The sequence below is a fragment of the Streptomyces ochraceiscleroticus genome (assembly GCF_000720485.1).
In the GTDB taxonomy this organism is placed as follows: domain Bacteria; phylum Actinomycetota; class Actinomycetes; order Streptomycetales; family Streptomycetaceae; genus Streptomyces; species Streptomyces ochraceiscleroticus.
Genome location: NZ_JOAX01000005.1, coordinates 337,724 through 360,886 on the forward strand (window position 1 = coordinate 337,724; position 23,163 = coordinate 360,886).

General features: G+C 72.8%; 17 protein-coding genes. 2 read left to right on the plus strand and 15 right to left on the minus strand.

Annotation, left to right across the window (positions count from 1 at the left end; translation table 11 throughout):
* Position 1: 1 nt before the first annotated feature.
* From IG84_RS0109305 to IG84_RS0109345, 9 genes are all read right to left on the minus strand, one after another.
* Positions 2-1,225: a type III PLP-dependent enzyme gene (locus IG84_RS0109305; protein ID WP_031053732.1), complete on the minus strand. Its 1,224-nt coding sequence runs from the start codon at positions 1,223-1,225 to the stop codon at positions 2-4.
* Positions 1,222-3,000, minus strand: coding sequence for an IucA/IucC family protein (locus IG84_RS0109310; RefSeq protein ID WP_031053733.1), 1,779 nt, complete (start codon positions 2,998-3,000; stop codon positions 1,222-1,224). Before IG84_RS0109310 ends, IG84_RS0109305 begins: the two co-directional genes overlap by 4 nt.
* The gene (locus IG84_RS0109315) at positions 3,000-4,253 is read right to left on the minus strand and encodes an MFS transporter (protein ID WP_031053736.1); all 1,254 of its coding nucleotides are present in this window, start codon (positions 4,251-4,253) and stop codon (positions 3,000-3,002) included. Before IG84_RS0109315 ends, IG84_RS0109310 begins: the two co-directional genes overlap by 1 nt.
* The gene (locus IG84_RS0109320) at positions 4,250-6,076 is read right to left on the minus strand and encodes an IucA/IucC family protein (protein WP_031053738.1); all 1,827 of its coding nucleotides are present in this window, start codon (positions 6,074-6,076) and stop codon (positions 4,250-4,252) included. Before IG84_RS0109320 ends, IG84_RS0109315 begins: the two co-directional genes overlap by 4 nt.
* On the minus strand, positions 6,073-7,263 hold the full coding sequence (locus IG84_RS0109325; RefSeq protein ID WP_031053740.1) for an ATP-grasp domain-containing protein: 1,191 nt from the start codon (positions 7,261-7,263) through the stop codon (positions 6,073-6,075). The genes IG84_RS0109320 and IG84_RS0109325 overlap by 4 nt, the downstream gene beginning before the upstream one ends.
* 87 nt (positions 7,264-7,350) lie before the next feature.
* A complete protein-coding gene (locus tag IG84_RS0109330) occupies positions 7,351-8,361 on the minus strand; it encodes an ABC transporter substrate-binding protein (RefSeq protein ID WP_031053742.1) in 1,011 nt (336 codons plus the stop codon).
* A gap of 67 nt (positions 8,362-8,428) precedes the next feature.
* On the minus strand, positions 8,429-9,271 hold the full coding sequence (locus tag IG84_RS0109335) for an ABC transporter ATP-binding protein (RefSeq protein WP_051861547.1): 843 nt from the start codon (positions 9,269-9,271) through the stop codon (positions 8,429-8,431).
* A complete protein-coding gene (locus IG84_RS0109340; RefSeq protein ID WP_245659292.1) occupies positions 9,268-10,248 on the minus strand; it encodes a FecCD family ABC transporter permease in 981 nt (326 codons plus the stop codon). The genes IG84_RS0109335 and IG84_RS0109340 overlap by 4 nt, the downstream gene beginning before the upstream one ends.
* Before the next feature lie 80 nt (positions 10,249-10,328).
* Positions 10,329-11,336 carry a FecCD family ABC transporter permease gene (locus tag IG84_RS0109345; protein WP_037799646.1) on the minus strand — a complete coding sequence of 336 codons (1,008 nt, stop codon included), beginning with the start codon at positions 11,334-11,336 and terminating at the stop codon, positions 10,329-10,331.
* Between the two features lie 225 nt (positions 11,337-11,561).
* On the opposite strand from IG84_RS0109345, the gene IG84_RS0109350 reads away from it, so the two are divergent.
* Positions 11,562-12,359, plus strand: a complete 798-nt coding sequence (locus IG84_RS0109350; RefSeq protein ID WP_031053753.1) for a GNAT family N-acetyltransferase — start codon at positions 11,562-11,564, stop codon at positions 12,357-12,359.
* A gap of 3 nt (positions 12,360-12,362) precedes the next feature.
* Here the strand turns inward: IG84_RS0109350 and IG84_RS0109355 are convergent, their stop codons facing one another.
* The 6 genes from IG84_RS0109355 to IG84_RS0109380 are packed head-to-tail and all read right to left on the minus strand — an operon-like array spanning position 12,363 to position 21,820.
* The gene (locus IG84_RS0109355; RefSeq protein ID WP_157848849.1) at positions 12,363-14,477 is read right to left on the minus strand and encodes an endo-beta-N-acetylglucosaminidase; all 2,115 of its coding nucleotides are present in this window, start codon (positions 14,475-14,477) and stop codon (positions 12,363-12,365) included.
* Between the two features lie 2 nt (positions 14,478-14,479).
* Positions 14,480-17,524 carry an alpha-mannosidase gene (locus IG84_RS0109360; RefSeq protein ID WP_031053757.1) on the minus strand — a complete coding sequence of 1,015 codons (3,045 nt, stop codon included), beginning with the start codon at positions 17,522-17,524 and terminating at the stop codon, positions 14,480-14,482.
* Positions 17,525-17,538: 14 nt separating this feature from the next.
* Positions 17,539-18,759 carry a glycoside hydrolase 5 family protein gene (locus IG84_RS0109365; RefSeq protein WP_031053760.1) on the minus strand — a complete coding sequence of 407 codons (1,221 nt, stop codon included), beginning with the start codon at positions 18,757-18,759 and terminating at the stop codon, positions 17,539-17,541.
* Positions 18,760-18,800: 41 nt separating this feature from the next.
* A complete protein-coding gene (locus tag IG84_RS0109370) occupies positions 18,801-19,631 on the minus strand; it encodes a carbohydrate ABC transporter permease (RefSeq protein ID WP_031053762.1) in 831 nt (276 codons plus the stop codon).
* Positions 19,628-20,506 (minus strand): carbohydrate ABC transporter permease, encoded by an 879-nt coding sequence (locus IG84_RS0109375; RefSeq protein ID WP_031053765.1) that lies wholly within the window; start codon positions 20,504-20,506, stop codon positions 19,628-19,630. The genes IG84_RS0109370 and IG84_RS0109375 overlap by 4 nt, the downstream gene beginning before the upstream one ends.
* A gap of 3 nt (positions 20,507-20,509) precedes the next feature.
* Positions 20,510-21,820, minus strand: a complete 1,311-nt coding sequence (locus IG84_RS0109380; RefSeq protein WP_031053766.1) for an ABC transporter substrate-binding protein — start codon at positions 21,818-21,820, stop codon at positions 20,510-20,512.
* Positions 21,821-22,039: 219 nt separating this feature from the next.
* Between IG84_RS0109380 and IG84_RS0109385 the strand changes: the two genes are divergently transcribed.
* The gene (locus tag IG84_RS0109385; protein WP_031053769.1) at positions 22,040-23,092 is read left to right on the plus strand and encodes a LacI family DNA-binding transcriptional regulator; all 1,053 of its coding nucleotides are present in this window, start codon (positions 22,040-22,042) and stop codon (positions 23,090-23,092) included.
* Positions 23,093-23,163 lie beyond the last annotated feature (71 nt).

The following is a 23,163-nucleotide window of genomic DNA, read 5'->3' on the forward strand; positions in this document are numbered from 1 at the left end:
GTCAGGAGTCCTCCCCGGCCCCGCCCAGGAAGTGGAACCCCGGCCGCGGGTGCATCAGGAAATCGTGGTGCGAGATGTTCCAGGCGTAGGCACCGCACAGGCTGAAGGCCACCCGGTCGCCGGCGCGGAGGCCCGGGGCCGGGACGTCGCGGGCGAGCAGGTCCTTCGGGGTGCAGAGCTGGCCGGTGAGAGTGGCCTTGTCGCCCTGCGCGGCCGAGCGCGGCCACGGGTGCGGCCACGGCGCGTCGGTGGGCAGGACGGTGCAGGGCTGGTCGTGGCCCTTGGTCGCCGGAGTACGGAGGTGGTGGGTGCCGCCGCGGACCACGGCGAACTCCTCGCCGTGGCTGTGCTTCACGTCCAGTACCTCGGTGGCGTACCAGCCGCAGTACGCGGTGAGCGCACGGCCGGGCTCGATGCGCAGCGTCAGGCCGGGGTGCGCGTCGGCGAGCCGGCCGAGCCCCGCGCCGTACGCCGCCCAGTCGAAGCGGCGCTCCGGCTCGGCGTAGTCGACGGCCATGCCGCCGCCGACCACGATCTCGTGCAGCGTCACGCCGTGCCGGGCCGCCAGCTCCACCGACCAGGTGACGATCGAGGTCGCCACCGCGAGCTGTTCGGCGGCCTCCAGGCCGCTCGCCAAGTGGGCGTGCACGCCGCGCAGTTCGAGCTGCGGGTACGTGCCGTCGGTCAGCAGCCGGACGACCTCGTCGGCCTGGTCCGGGTCCAGCCCGAAGGGGGTGGGCCGGCCGCCCATGGCGAGCGACACACTGTCCAGCGAGCCGTCGCCGACGGGGAGGTTGAAGCGCGGCAGGACGGCGATCCGACGGTCATCGGCGTGCCGGGCCGCCAGGTCGGCGAGCATGTGGAGCTCGTACACGCTCTCCACGTGGAACCGCTCGACGCCCAGCTCCAGCGCCCGGATCACCTCGGCGGGCGTCTTGCCGGGGCCGCCGAAGGCCAGCGGGCGGCCGGGCACGGCCTTGCCGACGTGCGCCAGCTCGCCGCCCGAGGAGACCTCGTAACCGTCCACGTACGGCAGCAGCGCGGCGAGGATCTCCGGCTCCGGGTTGGCCTTGGCCGCGTAGTACAGCTCGACCCGATCGGGAAGGGCGGCCCGGACCCCGGCGACATGCTCCTGAAGCGCCGTCAGGTCATATACGTACGCGGGGAGTTCCTCGGGACTGAGGGAGTGGATGCGGTCGCTGACCGCGGGAGTGGGGTGGGTCATCGGGCGCTCCAGGCGGTGGCGGAGAGCACGTCCTCGGCGAGCGGCGAGGGCAGCCGGACGTAGCCGGCCTCGCGGTCGGCCTTGCGCTCCCAGCGGGTCAGCAGATTGGACTTGGCGGGCAGCGGTACGCCGGCGAGCAGCGCGGCCAGCCGCGGCGGGCAGCCGTACCGGTCGGCGTGGCGCTGGAGGGTGCGGCGCACCTCGGCCCACAGCTCGGTCTCGCTGTCCGGGTGCAGGTCGGCGAGGGCGGCGAGCAGCTCGGAGACGTGGTTGACCAGCAGGCAGTACACGACGCGGTCCCAGCCGCGCTGCGCGTCGTACGTCAGGGGCGCGGCGACCTCGGGCGGCAGCGCGGCGAGCGTGTCGGCGTGCTGCTCGGGGACGAGCTTGGTGCCCTCCAGGTCGCGCAGCAGCACCTGGGCGGGCATGCCGTCGCCGTCGACGCAGATCAGTACGTTCTGCAGATGCGGCTCGAAGACCAGCCCGTGGTCGAAGTAGGCGGACAGCACCGGCGGGACCAGCAGGTCGAGGTAGGCGGCCCACCACTTCAGCGCGGTCTCGGCGTCGGCGCCGGCCAGCAGCCGGGAGATGTGCGCGTCGCTCGACGGGTACTCGTCGGCGACGGCACCGGCCAGCAGCGGGGTGGTGCCGGGCAGCAGCCGCCGGGACAGCCCCTCGCGGACGATCACTCCGAAGCCTTCGAGGAGCGCGGTGTCCGGCTGCCCGTCGGGGCCCGGCAGCGCGACGCTGCGGTACGCGGGCTCGCGGAGCACCGCGCAGCCGGGGAAGCGGGCCGCCAGGTCGTCGAGCACGGGAGCCAGCAGCCGGGTGAGCGCGACGGCCCCGGTCAGCTCGTAACTGGAGTTCTTACGAAGGCAGTTGGTGATCCGGACGTTGAGGCTGAACTTCAGGAAGGAGTCGGCCGCGTAGAGCGTGCGGACCGAAGCGGTCGCGGCGTGCGGGAACTCGGCGGTGCCCAGGACCCGGATGTCACCGCGGTCCAGGGCCTCCTGGAGCGCCGGCTGGTCGCGCAGCAGCTCGTACTGCCAGGGGTGGGCGGGCAGCAGCCGGTACCCCTCCGGAACCTCGGCCTCGAAGTCGTCCAGCGGAGCGGTGGCGTCGGCGGCCACGCTCTCCTCGGCGAGCAGCTCCTCGCGGACGGCGAGCAGCAGCAGCGGGAAGGATCCGCCGGTCTCGGGCGCGTACTCCTGCCAGGCACTGGGGTCGCCGGTGCGGGCCTTGGGGGTGGGGTGGAAGCGGTGGCCGAGGACGAGGGACTGCTCGGAGGCCACATAGGTGTCGTGCCAGTTCCCGGCGGTGGCCGTCGGGCCGTCCGTACGGGCCGGGGCCGCAGTCCGGCCGGCCAGCGCCGCGGCGGTGGCCTGGTGGCTGGCGGCGATCTGGGTCAGGAACTCGTCGTTGTCCACGCCGGTCCGCAGCGACAGCTCGGCACGCACGTACTCGGCCAGCCGGCGCCAGCCGACCTCGGCCCAGCCGTCACCGTCCTGCTCGGTCACCGGGCCGGTGAAGCGGTGCGCGCCGATCAGCGACGTGCGGCGCAGCGCGACGCGCAGCAGCACGCCGCGGCGTGGCAGCCGGAGGAGCAGATGGCCGTGGTCCACGGCGGTCTGGTGCTCCGGGCCCGAGACCTCGCGGAGCAAGCAGTTGAGGAGGGTGTGCGCCACGGCGTCGTCGGCGGTGGGCAGGCCGGCGGGGGACGCGCCGGCCGGGGAAGCGGCCCGCGCGGGGCCGGTGGAATGCGTCAGCGGAGGCATCAAGGGCTCCTGCGAGTATGGGAAAGACGACGGAAGAGAGCGGGAAGGGTGGTCGCCAGCACGGTGGCCACGGCGATGGCGGTGCCGATGAGCAGCGGCGCGGACGGCCCGAACAGGCCGTTGCCGAGCGCGGCTGCCAGGCCGGCGGCGACCGCGCCGGCCTTCGAGAAGAATTCGATGGAGCCGAACAGCCCGCCGGGCGCACGGCCCTTGGCGCAGTCGGCGGCCAGCACGGACATGCAGACCAGGCCCAGGGTGAGGCCGGCACCCAGCAGCAGGCGCACGGCGATGAACGCGGGCAGCGACCCGGCGACGCCGTGCCCGGCCGAGCCCAGCGCGATGCAGGCGAAGCCGAGCGCGATGCCGAGCCGGGGCCGGGTGCGGAAGGCGGCGTGCACCGCCATCGCGCCGGCCAGGTAGCACATGTGCGGGAGCGCGAAGAGCACGCCGGAGACCATGGACCCGGTCCCGGGTATGCGCTCCTTGATGAGCTCGATCAGGTACGGGAAGGAGATCACCGTCGAGAAGACGAACGCGAACTCCAGGGCGAGCAGGGCCCGCAGGGCTCCGGCGCTGCCCCGCTCGGGTGCCGCGGCGGTGGCCGCCTCGGGCTTCGCCGCCGGGACAGTACGCGTCCGGGGCGGCTCCGGCAGCGCCGCGAGCATCGCGGCGGCGGCCAGCGGCAGCACGGCCAGCAGCGCGTACTGCCGGTGCGGCGACAGCCACGGCGACAGCGAGCCGACCACGATCGGCGCGAAGACCAGCGCGGCCCGCGCGCTGCCCTGCATCAGCGTCAGCGCCTTGGAGAGCGCGGGCCCCTCCAGTGCGGCGCCCAGATAGCCGTTGGACGCGGCGAACGTGCCGCCCAGGATGCCCTGCAGCACCAGCGCGGCGGTGAAGGTGGCGAGCGAGTCGGCCCAGCCCGCGAGCAGGAACGCCGCCGCCAGCCCCAACTGTGCGCGCAGCAGCAGCCGTTTGCGGCCGAAGCGGTCGGCCAGCCGCCCCCACAGCGGGGCGCCGAGCCCGCCGAAGATGGTGGGCACGATGTAGAGCAGGCCGGCCCAGCGGGCGGCGTGGTCGCCCAGGTCGGGCAGGATCTCGGTCAGGTACGGCGGCAGGCCGAGGGCGGCGAAGGAGGCCACGAAGTAGCAGCCGGCCACGGCGTGCACCTGGCGGCGGCCCAGGGCCGGTGTCGCGGGTGCTTCCGGTGCGGCGGCGGGCGCCTGGACCGCCTCGGGTGCGGTGGTGCTCATCGGACGTTCCCCGTCGGCAGCAGGTAGTTGGGGCCCGTGGTGTAGTGCTTGTTGATGTCGGCCGCGCCGGAGCGCTCCTTCGACAGCAGCGTCCCGGCGCTGACCATGGCCTTGACCGGCAGGTGCGGGGCGTCCAGCAGCTTCTCGCGGAGGACCGCGCCGGGCTCCCCGGGGCCGGTGCCCAGCCTCTCGACGGCCTCGGCGAGCCGGTCCCGGACCAGCTCCAGCAGCCGGTCCAGCGGCGCCCGGCCGTGCCGGGCCAGCCCGAAGGCGTAGGAACCGGCGCACAGGTGGACGGTGATCGTGGCGAGCATGTCGGCCACCGGGCCGTCGCTCTCACTGAAGATCCGCGGGTCGGCGAAGTCCGCCGGGTCCGGCGCGTCCGCGCCCAGCCGCTCCCGCAGCCGTACGGTGTTGATCCGCGGCGCGTCGTTGTCCTTGAACAGCAGCCGCACCCGGGTGCCGCCCGCGTCGGTGCGGTCCAGCACCAGCGAGATGTTCTGCTGGTGGGACTCCAGGCCGATGCCGTAGCCGAAGAGCGTGGTCTGCCAGTCGAACAGCAGGGTCAGGCAGGCGTCGAGCAGCGCGAGCGGGTCGCCGCCGTAGAAGCGCTCCGCGAGGTGGTCGATGACCAGCCGTCCGCCGGGCGCCGGGGCGAGCAGCGCGGCCAGCGGGACGACGGCGCTGCCGTCCAGCCCTGCGGGATAGCGGCGGCACAGTACGGCCAGCAGCTCGTGGTCCGCGTGCGCGTACACCGTCTCGTCGGCCTGGAGGATCGTTTCCCGGAACCGCGGTTCGCGGGCGATCACCGTCTCCAGCAGGCGCTGGCCCGCCGCGCCGTCGATGAGCGTGCGCGGCTTGATGGTGCGCCGGTTGCGCAGCCCGAGCGTCGCGGTGGCCAGCGGCAGCTTCAGGTGCACCTGCGGATCGGCGTCCAGTGCGACGGTACGCATCGACAGCGTCGGCACGGCTCCCAGCCAGGAGTGCTCGGAGAGCACCGCGTCCTCTGCCAGCCCGGTCTCGCGCAGGGCGGCGTCCAGGGGGGCGCCGAGCGACAGCGGGTGGACGGGCAGCGCGATGTGGCTGTCGTCCAGGTCCGGGTGGCCCAGGTCGACGGGGTGCGGCCAGCAGGCGGGCAGCGCGTCCGGGCCGCCGGTCACGGTGACGGCGGCACGCGGCAGCAGCAGCCAGCGCAGCGCGAAGCGCGGCGCGAACTCCGGTGCATACGCGCGGAGTTGATCCTCGTTCAGCCCGGAGCGGCCGCGCGAGGCCGGGTACACCGGGTGGTCGACACGGGCCGCGAGCGCGTCGTGCGCGAGGCCGGCGGTCAGGCCCGCCCAGCGGGCCGGGTCCGGGCCGTGCCGGTCGGCCAGCGCGGCGGTCAGCTCGTCCTGGGTGGCGGCGTGCAACCGCAGCGTCGCCAGGGTCTGCCGGCACTCCTCGGTGAAGGCGTCGAACCCCTCGTGATCGAGCGGGTCGGCGAGCGCCCGCACCGCGCCGAGGACATCGTCGAGGGTGCTCAGCCGGGCGCCGTCGGACTCGCGGACGAGCAGCGGCAGCCGGGCGGCGTACTCGGCCTGGTACCCGTCGGGGGCCAGCGGCAGCAGCAGCGCCTCGCCGGCCTCGCTGATCTCGTCGGTGCCGTCGCTGCCGGCGGGCAGCCGCAGCCAGGGCCCGTCCGGGCGCTCCAGTACGGTGCCGCGGGACCGCAGCCCCACGACGTCCTCGCGCAGCAGCGCGCTGAGTACGCGTACCAGCAGCTCGTGCTCTTCGGGCCCGCTGTCCGTCGCGGGCGCGGTCAGGGTCTCCGTCGCGGCGGTCATGGGGTGATCTCCCAGCGCTCGGCGGCGAAGAACGCCTCGGCGGCCCGGTCCACGGCCTGCTGGTCGCTGCCGGTGGCGCGCAGCACGCCGAGGTAGTCGCGGTTGGTGCGGTAGTGCGGGTGCTCGGCGCCGACCGCGCGCAGCGGACGGTATGTCAGATGGACGCCGTCGACCGTGCGGTCCAGCGGGCCGGGCGCCGCGGTGAGTGTGCCCGCCCGGTCGGCGAGGGCGTACTCCACCCGCGCGGCGGCGTCGGTCCGCGCACCGAGGTCGGCCGGCAGCGGCTCGCCCAGGTGCGTACGGAGGATGTGCGCGAAGAGCGGGATGTCCAGCGCCTCGGCCAGCATCAGGTCGCACTGGTCGCCGATGGCGCGGTAGTTGACCTCGATGAGCCGGGCGCGGCCCTCGTGGACCACGAACTCGGTGTGGCAGGCGCCGAACCCGACGCCCAGCGCGTCCAGTTGGGCCAGTACCTGCGCCACGACCGGCTCCGGGTGGGCGGCGACGAACTCGTGCCGCTCCTCGATGAAGGCCGGGGGAGCGGAGAGCGCGCTGTGGAAGCCGCCGAGCACGTGCCGGGTACGGCCGTCACCCAGCGTCTCCAGGGTGTACAGCTCACCGGCGAGGTACTCCTCGGCGACCAGCGCCGCTCCCGGGCGCCGGGACCGTATCTCCTTGGCCCGCTCGACCAGTTCGGCGGGCCCGTCGGCCAGGACGACGTCCTCGCTGGCCACGCCCTCGCGGGGCTTGACGACGCAGGGGAACGGCAGGTCGGCTGCGGCCAGTGCGTCCGGCTCCTCGTCGGGCGCGAGCTGGACCGACCGTACGGTGTCGGCACCGGCGGCGGCGAGGTGGCGGCGCATCTCGGCCTTGTTCTTGGCGCGCAGCGTGGCGCGCCAGTCCTTGCCGGGCAGCCCGAAGTACTCGGCGGCCAGCGCGGCCTGGGTCTGCAGGTGGTCGCTGTTGGTGAAGACCGCGTCGGCGGGGCCGTGCGCGGCGATCCGGCTGATGACGGCGCGGACGTCATGGACGTCGCACTCGAGGATCTCGATCTGCGGGTATTTCTCCCGGTGGGCCGCGGGCTGGTCCGTCAGCACGGTGACATCGATGCCGAGGTGGGCGGCCGCGGGCAGGAAACCGTCGGTGACCGAGTCGGTGGGGTTGAGTGCGAGCAGGTGCATCCGCATGAGCGGGGACCCCTTCTGGTTCGGGGGTGGTGCGGGGACGTCGGGGTGCGGGGGCGGGCCGGGGGACACGGCCCGCCCCCGCCGGTGTCACTTCTTCGGCAGCTCGACGCCGGTGGCGTCGGCGATGTCGGCGAGCATGTGCTCGGCGGCCTGGATGCCGATGCCGGACATCCAGGTCTCGTCCGGCACCTCGAAGACCTTCTTGTCCTTGACGGCCGGCAGGTCCTTCCAGACCGGGTTGGACGTGACGTCCTTCTTCTGGGTCTTGGACGGGGTGTCGGCGACGGTCACGAAGACCAGGTCGGCGTCGGCCTTGTCGATCTCCTCCGGGCTGACGTCGAGCATCGGCTTCTCGGGGTCGGTCGAGCTCTGCGACTTCGGGCGCTCCAGGCCGATGTCGTCCAGGACGACGCCGCTGAAGGAGGACTTCTGGTACAGCCGGGTCGGGCCGGCGATGAAGCGGACCACCGAAGCGGAGGGCATCTTGCCGCCGTCCTTCTTCTTGATGGCCTCACCGAGGTGCTTGGCACGCTCCTCGTAGCTCTTCATGGCCGCGGCGGCCTGCTTCTCCTTGCCCAGCGCCTGCGCGTGGACCTTGAGGTTGGCCTTCCAGGGGCCGCCGGTGGTCTCGGTGAAGACGGTCGGGGCAATCGCCTTGAGCTTGTCGTAGACCTTCTCGTGGCGGACCTTGGAGGACAGGATCAGGTCGGGCTTGAGGCTCGCGATCTTCTCCAGGTTGGGCTCCAGCAGCGGGCCGACGTCGGTGACGCCCTTGACCTCGTCCTTGAGGTACTGCGGGAAGCCGCCTTCGGTCTTCATGTGCGGCGAGACCGCGCCGACCGGCTTGACGCCGAGCATGGTGACGTCGTCCAGCTCGCCGGTGTCCAGGACCACGACGCGCTTCGGCTCGGACGGGATCTTCACCTTGCCCATGGCGGTGTTCACGGTGCGCGGGAAGGCGCCGGAGGCACCGCCCTTCGCGTCGCCGCCTTCGGACTTCGCGCCGCCGCAGGCGGCCAGCGCCGCGGTGCCCAGGACGACGGCGAGCAGCGCGGCGAGGAGCCGGCCGAGGCCACGCAGGGTGGGTCTGTTGGACATGAGGGTGTACTTCCTTGCTGTGAGCGGGGACGGGACGGAAGTGGGGGGTGGGGCTTGGGGAGGGCCGTCAGACGGACACGGCGGTACGCCGTACCGCGCGGCCCTTGGGGACGACCAGCGGGGTGCCGGTCTCCGGGTCGGGGATCACCCGGCAGTCGACGTCGAACACGGACTTGACCAGCTCGGCGTCGAGGACGTCCGCCGGAGCGCCGGCCGCGGCCAACTGCCCGTCCTTGAGGACCACGAGGTGGTCCGCGTAACGGGCGGCCTGCCCGAGGTCGTGCAGCACCATCACCACGGTGCGGCCCGCCTCGGAGTGCAGTTCGGCGACCAGGTCGAGGACGTCGAGCTGGTGCCGCAGGTCCAGGAAGGTGGTGGGCTCGTCGAGCAGCAGCAGATCGGTGTCCTGGGCGAGCGCCAGGGCGATCCAAGCACGCTGCCGCTGGCCGCCGGAGAGCTGGTCGACGGGCTGGTGGCGCAGCGCCGCGGTACCGGTGCGCTCCAGCGCCTCCTCCACCGCCGCCTGGTCCTTCTCGGACCAGGGGCTGAGCAGCTTCTGGTGCGGGTAGCGGCCCAGCCGTACCAGCGCCTCGACGGTGATCGCGTCGGGCGTGACCGGCTGCTGCGGCAGCAGGCCCATCCGCAGCGCGAGCGACTTGGCGGACATCCGGTGGATGTCGGAGCCGTCCAGGGTGACGGTGCCGGCGGCCGGCGCGAGCAGCCGGGTCAGGCCGCGCAGCAGGGTGGACTTGCCGCAGGCGTTGGGGCCGACGACGGCGGTCACGGCGCCGCCGGGCAGCTCCAGGTCGAGGCCGCCGACGATCAGCCGGTCGCCGTAGCGCAGGTCGAGGCCGTGCGTGGCGAGCTGGTTGGCCTGCTCTTCGGTGGCCTTCGGCTTGTTGGCGGTCATCGGACACTCCTGTTGACGGAACTGCTCTGACGGATCATCAGCACCAGCAGCCAGGGCGCGCCGAGGGTGGCGGTGACCACCCCGACCGGCAGCCCGCTGACCGGCAGCAGATACTGCGCCACCAGATCGGAGGCGAGCAGCAGGACGGCACCGGCGAGGCCCGTGAGGGCCAGGGTCCCCGCGGTCGGCGGCCCGGCGAGGAACCGCACCATGTGCGGGACGGCCAGCGCGACGAACGCGACCGGGCCGGTGAGCGCGGCGGCCAGCGAGGCCAGCGCGACGGCGGTGACCAGCACCTGGAGGCGGGCCGCGTCGGTGTTGACGCCCAGCGCGCCGGCCGAGTCGTCACCGAGGTCCAGCACGGCCAGCTTGCGGTGCAGGAGGAAGGCGGCGGCCAGCGCGACCACCACGGCGGCGCCCGCTGCCCACACCTCCGTCCAGGTCCGCCCGTACACCGAGCCGGTGGTCCACTGGAGCGCCGAGCCGGCCAGCTCGGTCGGGAACCGTACGACCATGAAGTTCACCGCGGCGGTCAGCCCGGCCTGGACGGCGAGGCCGACCAGCACCAGCCGGGTGGCGCTCACGCCGGAGCGCCAGCCGAACACCCCGAGCAGCACGGCGGCCAGCAGCCCGCCGCCCAGCGCGGCCAGCGGGATCAGCGCCTGGGAGGCACCGGCGGCGAGCATCGCCACCGCGCCGAACGAGGCGCCGCCGGTCACGCCCATCACGTCCGGCGAGGCGAGCGGATTGCGGAACATCCGCTGGAGCAGCGCGCCGGCCACCGCCAGGCCCGCGCCCGCGATGACCGCCGCGACCATCCGCGGCGCCCGGAACTGCTGGACGATCAGCACGTCGGCGGCGTCGCCGAGGCCGAGCAGCCCCTTGAGCGCCGCGTCGGGCGCCAGCGGCACCTCGCCGATCGCCACCGAGCAGGTGACGAGCGCGAGCAGCACGACGAGGGCGGCACAGGTCAGCAGGAGGGTGCGGCGGCCGGCATGGGTGGGCCCGGCCGCGTGCGGCGCGGCGACGCGCGCCTTCTCAGTACGCAGGACGTCGCTCACCGGGCCACCTTCCGTGCCAGTACGGCCAGCAGCGGCGCGCCCAGGAAGGCGCTGATGATGCCGACCTGGAGCTCGGAGGGGCGGATGACGACCCGGCCGAGGATGTCGGCGGTGAGCAGCAGCAGCGGCCCCGCGATGATGCAGCCGGGCACCAGCATCCGGTGGTCGGAGCCGAGGAGCTGCCGTACGAGGTGCGGTGCGGCCAGGCCGATGAAGGCGATGGGTCCGGCCACGGCGACCGCCGAGCCCGCGAGCAGCACCACGGCCAGGCCGCCGGCCATACGGATGCGGGCGACCGGCACGCCGAGCGCCTGCGCGGAGTCGTCGCCCAGCGCGAGGGTGTTGAGCGCCGGGGTGATCGCCAGGGCGAGCACGAGGCCGATCACGAGGGTGGGCAGCATCGGGTACAGCACGGAGAGGGGACGTTCCGCCAGCGACCCGGCCAGCCAGAAGCGGGCCTCGTCCAGCGACCGCTTGCTCGCCAGCATCACCGTCGAGGTCCAGGAGAGCAGCACCAGTTGGAGCACGGTGCCGCCGAGCGCGAGCCGTACGGGATCGAGGTCGCCGGCCCGCCGGGCCAGCGCCTGTGCGAACAGCGCGGCGGCGGCCGCACCGGCGAACGCGAACCAGACGTACTCCACGGGCCGCGTCAGGTGGAGGGCGAAGATGGCGACCACGACCGCGAAGCCCGCGCCGTTGTTGATGCCCAGCGTCGTGGGCGAGGCGAGCGGATTGCGGGTGATGCCCTGGACGACCGCGCCGGCCACGCCCAGTGCGGCGCCGACCGCGAGCCCGACGAGGGTGCGCGGCAGCCGCAGGCCGGTGACCACGATGGCGTCGCGCCCGTGTGCCTGCCCGGTCAGGGCGTCGAGCACGGTGGACAGCGGCACCGAGCGCGTGCCCACGGCGAGGCTCAGGGCGGCGCACACGGCCAGTGCGCAGAGCCCGGCGAGCAGCAGGGGGACACCCCGCAGCAACGCCGAAGGGGGCCGCGCGCCGGCCACGGGGGCCGCGGTAGCTGGTGGTTTGGTCGTCAACACGCGTCGTAACGTTAGGTTAGGCAAACCTAAAGCTGCAAGCGCGGTGACGGGAATCGGCGAACTGTCCAGTTTGGCGCCCCGGCGAGTCGGCGCGGGCCCAGTCTCCCTACCCGCACGGGCCCGGCTCCTCACCTCCGCCGGGGCGCAAATCCGGTTGTCCGGAAGCACGTCACCTGCTGAGGTGGCCGGATGAATCACGCAGCGGTGCTCGCGAGGTACGACCGGCGTATGCGACAGGACGCGCGGCCCGACGGCCCCGGCGCCCGGATCGAGCGCGTGGACGGCGTGGTCCGCCAGACCGCCGAAGCGGCCGACGGCTGGCACGGTGTCCTCTGGGCGGACCTCACGCCCGCCACGGCGGATGCCGCGATCGCCGCACAGATCCGGTACTTCACCGGGCTCGGCCGGGCCTTCGAATGGAAGCTGCACGCCCACGACCGCCCGGCCGGCCTCGCGGACCGCCTGGTGGCCGCCGGCTTCGTCCCCGAGGAGGAAGAGACCCTGATGGTCGCCGAGACCGGGGACCTCCCCACCGAGGCGGACCTCCCCTCCGGTGTCCGCCTGGAGCCGGTGACCGACGCCGCCGGCGTCGACCTCATGACAGCCGTCCACGCGCGTGCCTTTGGCCCTGGCCGCGCCCGCTTCCGCGGACAGCTTCTCGACCGGCTCGCCGCGGCACCGGAGACGGTGGTTGCGGTGGTCGCGATGGCTGGGGACACACCGGTGAGCGCGGCCCGCATGGAACTGTCGCCGCACGCGCCCTTCGCCACCCTCTGGGGCGGCGGCACCGACCCGGACTGGCGCGGCCGCGGCCTCTACCGCGCCCTGATCGCCCACCGAGCCCGCATCGCCGCGGCGCGCGGCTACCCGTACCTCCAGGTCGACGCCTCCGACCAGAGCCGCCCCATCCTCCAGCGGCTCGGCTTCGCGGAGCTGACGACCACGACCCCGTACGTGTTCACGCCCGGGGCCGCGGCCGTCGGCTGACGGTCAGTCCGGCCGGCGCACCGTGGCCACGGCCGTCCCGCCCCGGGTGCCGTCCGGCGCCACCGCCGTCAGCCGCAGCTCCGTCCCGCGCTCCGACCCCGCCCGGGCCAGCGCCTGGACGTAGTACACGTCGTCGAGGATCCGCCCCAGCAACTCGGTACGGCCGTCCGGCAGCTCCCGGGTGAGGTCGTAGTACCAGACGCCCTGCCGCGCCAGCCGCCAGGAGAGGAAGACCTCGGCGGTGTCCCCGGCGGGATGCACGGCGTCGACCGTGAAGCCGGCGGGGGCCGCCGGGTGGGGCGCCGGGCGGCCGTCGAGGAAGGCGAGTTCGCCGAGGCGGAAGGTGTGGTCGGCGGGGCCGCCCGTGGTGGAGAACCGGACGGCCACCGCCGCGACCGTGCGCCCGGCGAGCGCGGCCAGCGGCAGCTCCGCGGTGGTCCAGCCGCCCGCGCGCGGCCGGTCTGCGGGCAGCCAGACCGTGGTCCCGGGGTCCTCCTCGGTGATCAGCCCCAGTTCGACCCGCCCCTCCGCCGCGTACACCAGCCGCGCCCGCTCCCCGCCCGTGACCCGCAGCCGGGTCTTGAACAGCCGGGCGGTCGTGGGCCCTTCCGGGGTGAGCCGGCCCGAGAAGCGCAGCGAGCAGCCGCCGTCGTAGGCCAGTCCGTAGTCGTACTCCGCACGCAGCGGCTCGGCGCCGCCCGCGCCCCGCGTCCAGAACTGCCAGGTGGGCAGCACATCCTGGATGCTGATGTTGTTCCACTCCCGGTCGGACACCTGACGGCCCGCCAGGAAGAAGGCGCGGCCGTGCCCCGTGTTGAAGCGGGTGACGAAGGGGAAGCCGCCGATCACCGACCGCTCGGTGATGTACCGGGCCACGCCGTCCCACTTGCGGAAGTTGTGCTCGTCGCGCGGCTTCCCGTCGTCCTCGTCCGGCCAGGGCACGTACTCCGTGCGCCCGGTCCGGGTCGGATCCTCGTTCGGTCCCGACCAGTAGTGCCGCTCGCGGACGAAGACCTCGCCCTGTGCGTCCGGATCCTCGCGGTCCGGGTAGCGGTCCCACGGGAAGTGCGAGCCGAACAGCGCCCAGCTCGTGCGGGCCGGCTCCCCGTCGGGACAGACGATCCGGGCGTCGAACGGTGGGTTGAAGCCGTACTTCTCGGTCTCGGTGCCGTGGAAGACCGCCTCGTACGGGTCCAGGCCCCGCTCCAGTGCCGTACGGCGCGAGGTCGCGACACCCTCCTCGGTGAGCCAGTAGTTGGCGAAGAGGCTGTGGTTCACGGGCGTGTCACCGTGCTGCACCCAGTCGGCGTTCTTGTCGTTGAACGCGTTCTGATAGTCCAGCTTCCCGTCCGTCATGATCGTGTCGTACCACTGGAGATGGAAGCCGTCGGGCGCCTTCGCGCGCAGGTACTCCAGCATCCGCATCAGCTCGCGGGCTTCGGCCGGCGGGATCTCGGCCTCCTGGTTGATGAAGTACCCGTCGAAGCCGAAGTACTCCGCCATCGCGAGCATGCCGTCGGCCACTGGGTACGAGCCGTCGGCGCGCCGCTCCAGATAGTCCCCGAACTCGCCGGTCCGCGGCCAGAACCAGCAGCCCAGGCTGCGTGCGCCGTTGCGGTGCGCGGCATCCGTCCAGGCGGGGTTCGGCAGATTCACCACGCCGTGCACCGGCTCGTCCTCGGGCGAGCCGTCGACGGGCATCCCGTGCCAGGAGCCGTACAGATCGGTGTACTGCCAGAAGCGCAGCAGCCTGCGCGCGAAGACATCGCCGTACTTGTACGCGCTGAAGAAGGAGTTGTCGTAGTCGAAGCTGAGGTTCATCAGCTTCGGGCCGGTGGCGAGGCCCGGATCCGCCTGGGTGGCGGCGAAGGCCGGGATGCGCGCGGCGAGCGGCACACGGGAGCGGAAGTACCGTGCCCAGCGGTCCGTCTCCGGGCTCCAGGACTTCAGCGCGGCCGCGTCGTAACCGTGCATGAAGGGCTGGTGCGCGCCGCGCGCGGAGGCAGCGGCGGCGGGCGCCGCACCCCAGTAACCCAACGGCCCGGCCAGCCCCACGGCCACCCCCGCCGCGCCCAGCATCCGTACGAAGGTCCTGCGATCCACCGGTCCACTGCTCACGGTCACGCCTCCTGTGTGGCGCCGCGGCCCAGCCGCAGCGTGACGATCTCGAACGGGTGGAGCTCCAGGGGCAGTACGCCGTCCTCGCACCGCTCTTCACCGGCACCGGCCGGCCGCTCCAGCAGGTCGCACCGGACCGCGGAGGCCACCGGGAAGCCGCAGGCCAGTTCCGTGCGGACGCGCCCGCCGCGGGCCTCGTGGAGGCGCACCACCACATCCCCGCTGCCGTCGTCCGCGAGCTTCACGGCCGTGACGGTGACGGCCTCGTCGGCCACCGACACCAGCGGCTCGACCGCCGCGGCGCCCGGCACCCGCCGCTCCGGCAGGTTCAGCGCCCAGCCCTCGCGCACCGCGTCGCCGATCCCGGCGCCCGGCACGAGTGCGCAGCGGAAGCGGTGGGTGCCCTGGTCCGTGCGCGGGTCGGGGAAGCGCGGCGCGCGCAACAGGGAGAGCCGTACGGTTGTGGTGGTGCCGCGGCCCGTCTCCCGGGCCGCGCGCGAGGCGTCGTACCCGTACGTCGAGTCCGTCACCACCGCCACGCCCCAGCCCGGCTCCTCGACGTGCACGAACCGGTGCGCGCACGCCTCGAACTTGGCCGCGTCCCAACTGGTGTTGGTGTGCGTGGGCCGGTACAGGTGCCCGAACTGGGTCTCCGCCGCGACCCGGTCCGCGTGCACGTCCAGTGGGAAGGCCGCCTTGAGGAACTTCTCCGTCTCGTGCCAGTCCACCTCGGTCGCGATCTCCAGCCGCGCCGCGCCCGGCGGCAGCGTCAGCACCTGCTCGACGGCCGAGGAGCCGAACGTTCGCCGGACCCGTACGGCACCGGCCGTCCCGCCGTCCACGGCCTCCACGGAGTCGGCATCGACGAGGTCGGTCACCGTGTTGCGGTAGAACTCGTCCACGTCCCAGGCGTCCCACATCGTCGGGAAGTCCTGATGCAACTGGAGGAGGTTGGCCGCCTTGCCGGGCGCCAGGGTCTCCCGGCCGGCCCGCAGGTCGTACAGCGAGACCAGCAGCCCGCGGCCGTCGATCTCCGCCCGCAGCAGCCCGTTGTCCAGGACGTAGCCGCAGCCCGCGCGCGGCACGCAGCCCGTGCCGTTCGGTGCCGCCCGCTCGGGCTGCGCACCGCGCGCCGGTACGCCCTCCCGACCGTGCGGCGCCGCGTTGAACACCAGGGTGGAGCCCGCCGCCGGGGCGCCCGCCAGCGCCCGCTGGGCCGCCCCGATCAGTCCCTCCAGCTCGGCCGCGATGCGTGCGTACCGCTCGGCGGCTTCCCGGTGCACCCAGGCGATCGACGTGCCCGGCAGGATGTCGTGGAACTGGTGCAGCAGCACCTCCTTCCACAGTCGGTCCAACTGCTCGTAGGGGTAAGTGAAGTCGGCACGCACGGCCGCCGTCGCCGACCACAGCTCCGCCTCGTACAGCAGATGCTCGCTGCGCCGGTTGCCCTGCTTCGTGCGGACCTGGCTGGTCAGCGTCGCGCGGTGCAGCTCCAGATACAGCTCACCCGTCCACACCGGCGCGTCCGGGTACTCCGCGTGCGCCTTCTCGAAGAAGTCCGCCGGCTTCTCGAAGGTGACCCGCGCCGAGCCCTCCAGGTCGGCAAGCCGCCGCGCCCGTGCGAGCATGTCGCGGGTCGTGCCGCCGCCCCCGTCGCCCCAGCCGGTCGGCGCCAGCGACCGCCTCGCCGCGCCCTTCTCACGGAAGTTGCGCGCCGCGTGCGCGACCTCATGGCCCGAGAGCTGAGCGTTGTAGGTGTCCATCGGCGGGAAGTGCGTGAACACCCGCGTGCCGTCCAGCCCCTCCCACCAGAAGGTGTGGTGCGGGAACTTGTTGTCCCGGCTCCAGGAGATCTTCTGGGTCAGGAACCACTTGGCGCCCGCCTGCCGGACGAGCTGGGGGAGCGCCGCCGAGTACCCGAAGGTGTCCGGCAGCCACACCTCCTCCGTCTCGACCCCGAACTCCTCCAGGAAGAACCGCTTGCCGTGCACGAACTGCCGGGCCAGCGCCTCCGACCCCGGCATGTTGGTGTCCGACTCCACCCACATCCCGCCCACCGGCACGAACCGGCCGTCCGCCACCGCCTTCTTCACCCGCGCGTACACCTCGGGCCGGTGCTCCTTCAGCCACGCGTACTGCTGCGCCTGCGACATCGCGTACACGAAGTCCGGCTCGTCCTCCAGCAGCGCGGTCATGTTGGACGCCGTACGGGCGACCTTCCGCACCGTCTCGCGCAGCGGCCACAGCCACGCCGAGTCGATGTGCGCGTGGCCGACGGCGCTGATCCGGTGCGCTGAGGCGTGCGCGGGCGCGGCCAGGACGTCGGTCAGCAGCTCACGGGCGCGGGCCGCCGTCCCGCCGATGTCCTGAAGATCCACCGCGTCCAGTGCCCGCTCCACCGCCCGCAGGATCTCCCAGCGGCGCGCCGAGTCCTCGCCCAGCTCGGCCATGAGCTGGCCCAGCACCTCCAGGTCGTGCGCCAGCTCCCAGACGGTGGTATCGAACACCGCGAGGTCCATCCGTGCCAGCTTGTACTGCGGCACGTCACCGGCGGTCTCCCGGTCGCCCAGCTCGGTGGGCAGGAAGGGGTGGTAGTCCAGGATGACGGGGTTGGCGGACGCCTCGACGTGCAGATGTACCTCCTCGCCGCCGCGGGCCGGGGCGGCGATCCGCACCCACTGGTTGCGCGGGTTGAGCCCCTTCACCGGCGAGCCGTCGGGCCGGTACACCAGGCCCTCGCACTGGAAGCCCGGCATGTTCTCGTCGAAGCCCAGGTCCATCAGCGCCTCGACGGTACGGCCCGCCCACGCCTCGGGCACGGTGCCGCGCACGGTGAACCAGCTCGTGCCCCACGGCGGGCCCCACGGCGCACCGGCCTCGATGGGCGTACGCGGCGCGGCGATGCCCTCGGCGACCGGCACCGGCTCCCCGGGTGCGTGCCACACGCCGACGGTCAGCGGCACCGACTCCGGGTACACGGCGGGCCACAGACGCTCTTCCAGCACCCGCTTCAGTCGGGCTTCGGTGGTGGTGCGGTGGTCGTGCATGACGTACGGCTCCTTCAGACCTCGTGGGGCTGGATCACTTCCGCGATGCCGCGGTCCTTCAAGTGCGCGCTGTCCGCGACCCGTTCACTGCGTACGCAGGCCGGTCGCAGGCCACGTTCCGCGAGCCGCATCCATGCCTCGAAGACCGGGCCGCCGGGCGCGCACGGGGTGCCGCTCTCGACGGCCAGCGCGAGGGTGCGCGGCGCCGGGACATGCGGCGCGGCCCGCTCTTCCCGTACGGCGTCGGCGAAGGCGAGCCCCTGCGGCTTGGCCTGCCGGCCGTTTGTCAGCAGCCCGAGGCTGTACTCCAGCTCGGGGAAGTCGGCCAGTGCCCGGTCCACGTCGTGCGAGCACCACCACGTGATGCCCCACAGCTCCGTGCAGTCCAGGGCCGCACGCACGGTGTCCCGTACGAACGCGGGGCCGTGCTCGGCGGGGATGTGCGGCGCGGGCGCGCCGACCTCCTGGAGCCATACCGGCCGGGCCGGGTCCTCGGCCCATGCCTTGGACAGCTCGATGAGATACGCGGCGTGCTGCGCGGTGGCGGTGGACTCCCGCCCGTACCGCTGCGCCGTCCCGTTGAACACCCACGCGTGCACGGCGGTCAGCGCGCCCAGCGTCGCGGAGTGTTCCGGCGTGAAGGGGTGGCCGTCCAGGTACCACGCCGCGTCGTACGAGGCGTGCAGGTGGAGCCGCCCTGGCGCACCCCGCTCGCACGCGGCCAGCATCCGCTCCAGCCACGCGCTCGCCTGGTCGGGCGTGATCCGGTCGGGGTCCGGATGCGGGTCGCCGGAGAACTGGTTGGTCTCGTTGCCGAGGGTCATGCCGAGGAAGTTCGGCCGGTCGGCGAGGGCCGCGGCCAGCGTCTCCAGGTATGCCGCCTGGCCGTCCAGTACATCGGGGTCGCTGAAGAGATTGCGGCGGTGCCAGGTCGTGGTCCAGGCCGGTACGAAGTCGAAGCTGGACAGGTGGCCCTGGAGGCCGTCGACGGCGACGTCCAGACCGCGCTCGGCGGCCGCGTCGGCGAGGGAGACCAACTGGTCAACGGCGCGCGGGCGGATCAGCGTGCGATTGGGCTGGAAGAGCGGCCAGAGCGGGAAGACGCGGACGTGGTCCAGGCCGAGGGCCGCGACGGAGTCCAGATCGGACCGGACCTCGTCCAGGTCGAAGTCGAGCCAGTGGTGGAACCAGCCGCGGGTGGGCGTGTAGTTCACACCGAAGCGAATCGGGGGCATACGGCTCCTGTTCGACAGGGGTGGGACGGGCGGATCGGCGCTCAGCCTTTGACCGCGCCCTCGCCCACGCCGCGGAAGAAGTAGCGCTGCAGACAGGCGAACATCACGATCAGCGGGGCCACCGCGATGATGGTTCCGGCGGCGACCACCCGCGGCTTGTCCGCGAAGGTGCCGTGCAGGAAGTTCAGGCCGACGGTGAGGGTGAAGTGGTCCGGGTCGGAGAGCACGATCAGCGGCCAGAGGAAGTCGTCCCAGGCGCCCATGAAGGCGAAGATCGCGACGACCGCGAGGGTGCCCTTCACCGACGGCAGGGCGATGCGCAGGAAACGCTGCCAGACGTTGGCGCCGTCCACGACGGCCGCCTCCTCGATCTCGTACGGGAGCGCGCGGAAGGCGTTGCGCATCAGCAGCACGTTGAGCGCGCCGACACTGCCCGGGAGGACGACGGCGACCAGTGTGTTGTTCAGGCCGAGATCACGCATGGTGGTGAACTGCGCGATGATGATCGACTCCAGCGGGACCAGCAGCGCCGCGACGAAGACCAGGCCGGCCGCCGTACGGCCGCGGAAGCGCAGCCTGGCCAGCGCGTATCCGGCGAGCGAGGCGCCCACGCAGTTGGTGAGGACGTTGGCGGCGGCGACCTTGAGGGAGTTCAGCGCGTAGTCCCACACCGGGATGATTCGGGCGACCTCGGCGTAGTTGGCGAGGGTCGGGTCGCGCGGGACGAAGGAGGGCGGCGAGGGATAGATGTTCTCGCCCGGGCCCTTGAGCGAGGTGGAGAGCTGCCACAGGAAGGGACCGACGGTGATCGCCAGCACGGCGAGCATCAGGACGTAGCGCACGACCCGCTCCGTGCGGCCGACGCGGGTCATGCGGACTTCTCCTTACGGTCGGCGCGCAGCACGAGCAGCATCAGCACCAGCGCGATGCAGAAGATGACGAGCGAGAGCGCGGAGGCATAGCCGACCCGCCCCGACAGCCCGGTGCCGGAGCGCTGGACGAGCATCACGAGCGTGCTGTCCTCCCCGGCCGGGCCGCCGGTCGGCCCGGCCAGCAGGTACACCTCGGAGAACACCTTGAAGGCGGCGACCGAGGAGAGCGCGCCGACCAGCACCATCGTGGAGCGCACGGCCGGCACGGTGACGGTGACGAAGCGGCGGATCGGCCCCGCGCCGTCCACGGCGGCGGCCTCGTGCAACTCCTTGGGTACCTGTGCCAGCGCCGCCAGGTAAATGATCATGTAGTAGCCGAGGCCCTTCCAGACCGTCAGGGCCATCGCGCACAGCAGCACCAGCCAGGCGTCACCCAGGAAGGACACCGGTCCCGCGCCCAGCATCTCCAGCATGCTGTTGAGCAGCCCGCGGTCGTCCAGCATCCACACCCAGATCAGCGCGACCACGACCACGGACGCGACCACCGGCGTGTAGAAGGCCGCGCGGAAGAAGACGACGCCCTTGAGCGGCTTCTCCACGAGCAGCGCGAGCAGCAGCGGCAGCAGGACCGTGCACGGCACGACGACCACCACGTACAGCAGGCTGTTGCGCAGCGCCGTCCAGAACTGCGGGTCGTGCAGCATCTCCTGGAAGTTGCGCAGCCCCACCCACACGCCCGGCGTGAGCGTGCGCGCGTCGGTGAAGGCGTGCTGGACCGTGCTGAGGAAGGGGTACAGGATGAAGGCCGCGACCACCGCCAGGCCCGGCAGCAGGAACAGCCAGGGACTGGCCGCGCGATGGGTCCGTACGCTCATGGCTCAGCCCTGCTGCAGCAGCCGGTTGCTCTGCGCGACCGCGTCGTCCAGCGCCTGCTTCGGCGACTTGTCGCCCTGCAGCGCCTTGGCGACCTCGTTCTGCAGCACGGTCTTCATCTCGTCCGTCATCACCACGGGCGTGTAGTTGACCGCACCGTCCAGCATCCTGGCCGCGGCCACCCGCACCCGGCCCTCGTCGGTGCCGTCGTCCTTGGTCCAGTACGGCTTCTCCAGGGAGCCGCGGGTGCTCGGGAACACCGCGACCTCGTGCGCGAAGGACTCCTGGTTGCGCTGGTTGGTGACGAAGCGCGCGAAGGCGATGGCGGCGGCCTTGTGCTCGCTGCGGTCGTTGACGCCGAGGCCCATCACGTACATGTTGGGCTTGCCGGTGTTGGCCGGCGCGTCGGTGATGCCGAGGTTCTTGTAGAGCTCGGGCGCGTTCTCCTTGAAGTCCACGAGGTCGGGCGCGCTGCCCGGGTTCATGGCGACGCGGCCCTGGAGGAACTTCCGCCCCGCGCTCTCCGGAGTGGCGCTCAGCGCCTGCGAGTCCAGCCCGCCGCTCTTGAACAGCTTCTTGTACTCGGTGAGCAGCTCCACGCCGCGCGGCTCGTTGTACGTGAACTTGGTGGCGTCGGCGTTCATCAGCTTCACGCCGTACCGCCCGAAGTCCTCGATCGCGGGCACCCCGGCCAGCGTGGCGACCTTGCCGCCGGAGGTCTTCGCCATCTTCCGCGCGTCGGCGAACAGCTCGTCGTACGTCGTCGGCGGCTTCTCCGGGTCCAGCCCGGCCTTCTTGAACAGCGCCTTGTTGTAGAAGAGCGGGCCCGTGTTGAGGTACCAGGGGAAGGCGTACGCGCCGTCCAGGCCCGGCAGTTCGTTGCCTGCCCAGGCTTCCGGCGTGTAGACCTTCTTCGCCTTCGCGGTGACCGGCTCCTTGTCCAGGTTCATCAGCAGCCCGGCCTTGGCCAGCGGATACGACAGGTCGGGCGAGACGTTCACGACGTCGGGCAGGGTGCCGCCGCCGGCGTCCGCGCTGAGCTTCTCGGGGTAGTTCTCGGCCGGCTGGTCGATCCACTTCACTTTCGTGCCCGGGTGCGCCTTCTCGAACGTGTCGATGAGGCCGTTGAAGTAGTCCTTGTACTGGGCCCGGAGGTTCCAGGTCTGGAAGGTGATGTGGCCGCTCACCTTGCCGTCGGCGGCGCTGCCGCCGTCGTCGGCACCACCCCCGCAGGCGCTGAGGAGCAGCGCGCCCGCCAGCAGCGGTACGGCGGTACGGGCGGGTCTGGACACACGGGTACCCCGGAAAGTGGGCATGGCCGCAGGGCTCCTTCAGTCGGGCCGGAGGTGGGCTGGGGTGGCGCCCCAAAAGGTGCCCGCAGCCGCCGAGTTACGTCAACACTCTTTACGCGTATTTCTTTTCTTCGCCTCGAAAGTGCAGGCCAGCGAGGTGAGTTCGGAACTGTTGCGCGAAGTGCTAATGCGCTTTAGTCTCTCCGTACTCAAGCGCATTAGTAGGGAAGCGGAAGAGGGAGCATGCGCCGTACGCCGGCCCGGCGGCCGACCATGAAGGACATCGCCCTGCGTGCCGGGGTGTCCGAGAGCGCGGTCTCCTTCGCGCTCAACGACCGCCCCGGCGTCTCGCCGGTGACCCGCGACCGCATCCGCCGGGTCGCCGAGCAGCTCGGCTGGCAGCCCAGGGCGGCCGCCCGCGCGCTGTCGGGGGAGGGCTCGGCCACAGTCGGGCTGGTACTGGCCCGCCCGGCCCGCACCCTCGGCGTGGAGTCCTTCTTCCTCCAACTGGTCTCCGGCATCCAGGAAGAGCTGTCCGCACGGAAGCTGGGGCTGCTCTTCCAGGTCGTCGAGGGGCTGGACGCGGAGTGCGCGACCTACCGCCGCTGGTGGGCCGAGCACCGCGTGGACGGCGTCCTCGTCGTCGACCCGCGCCAGGACGACCCGCGCCCGGACCTGCTGGGCGGCCTCGGGCTGCCCGCGGTGATGATCGGTGCCCCCGCGCCGGAGGTGGCCGACGGCGAGAGTTCAGCCGTCTCCACCCTCGGCGCCGACGACGCGGGCATCATGGCCGCCCTCGTCGGCCATCTCCACGCGCTCGGCCACCGCCGTATCACGCACATCGCCGGACTCCCCGAATTCGCCCACACCCAGCGCCGGATCGCCTCCCTGCGCGCCGAGGCCGCCCGCCTCGGCCTGACCGAGGCCGCCTCGGTGACCACCGACTACTCCGACAGCGAGGGTGCCGCCGCCACCCGCCGGGTGCTGGACCACCCCCAGCCGCCCACAGCGCTGATCTACGACAACGACGTACTGGCCGTCGCCGGGCTCGCCGTCGCCACCGAGCGCGGCATCCGCGTCCCCGACCAGCTCTCCCTCGTGGCCTGGGACGACTCGGTGCTGTGCCGCAGCGTCCACCCGGCGCTGACCGCACCGGTGCGCGACACTGCCGCCTTCGGCCGGCACGCCGCGCAGGCCCTCACCGCCCTCCTGGACGGCGCGCCGGCCGGCCACACCCAGGAGCCGCTGCCCCGGATCGATCCGCGGGGCAGCACGGGCCCGGCGCCGGGCCGCTAGCGCGGAACCGACGCCGGTGCCGCAAGAGGGCCCTTCCGGCCCCTCACAGTCATCCTGAACTCGCCCATGGC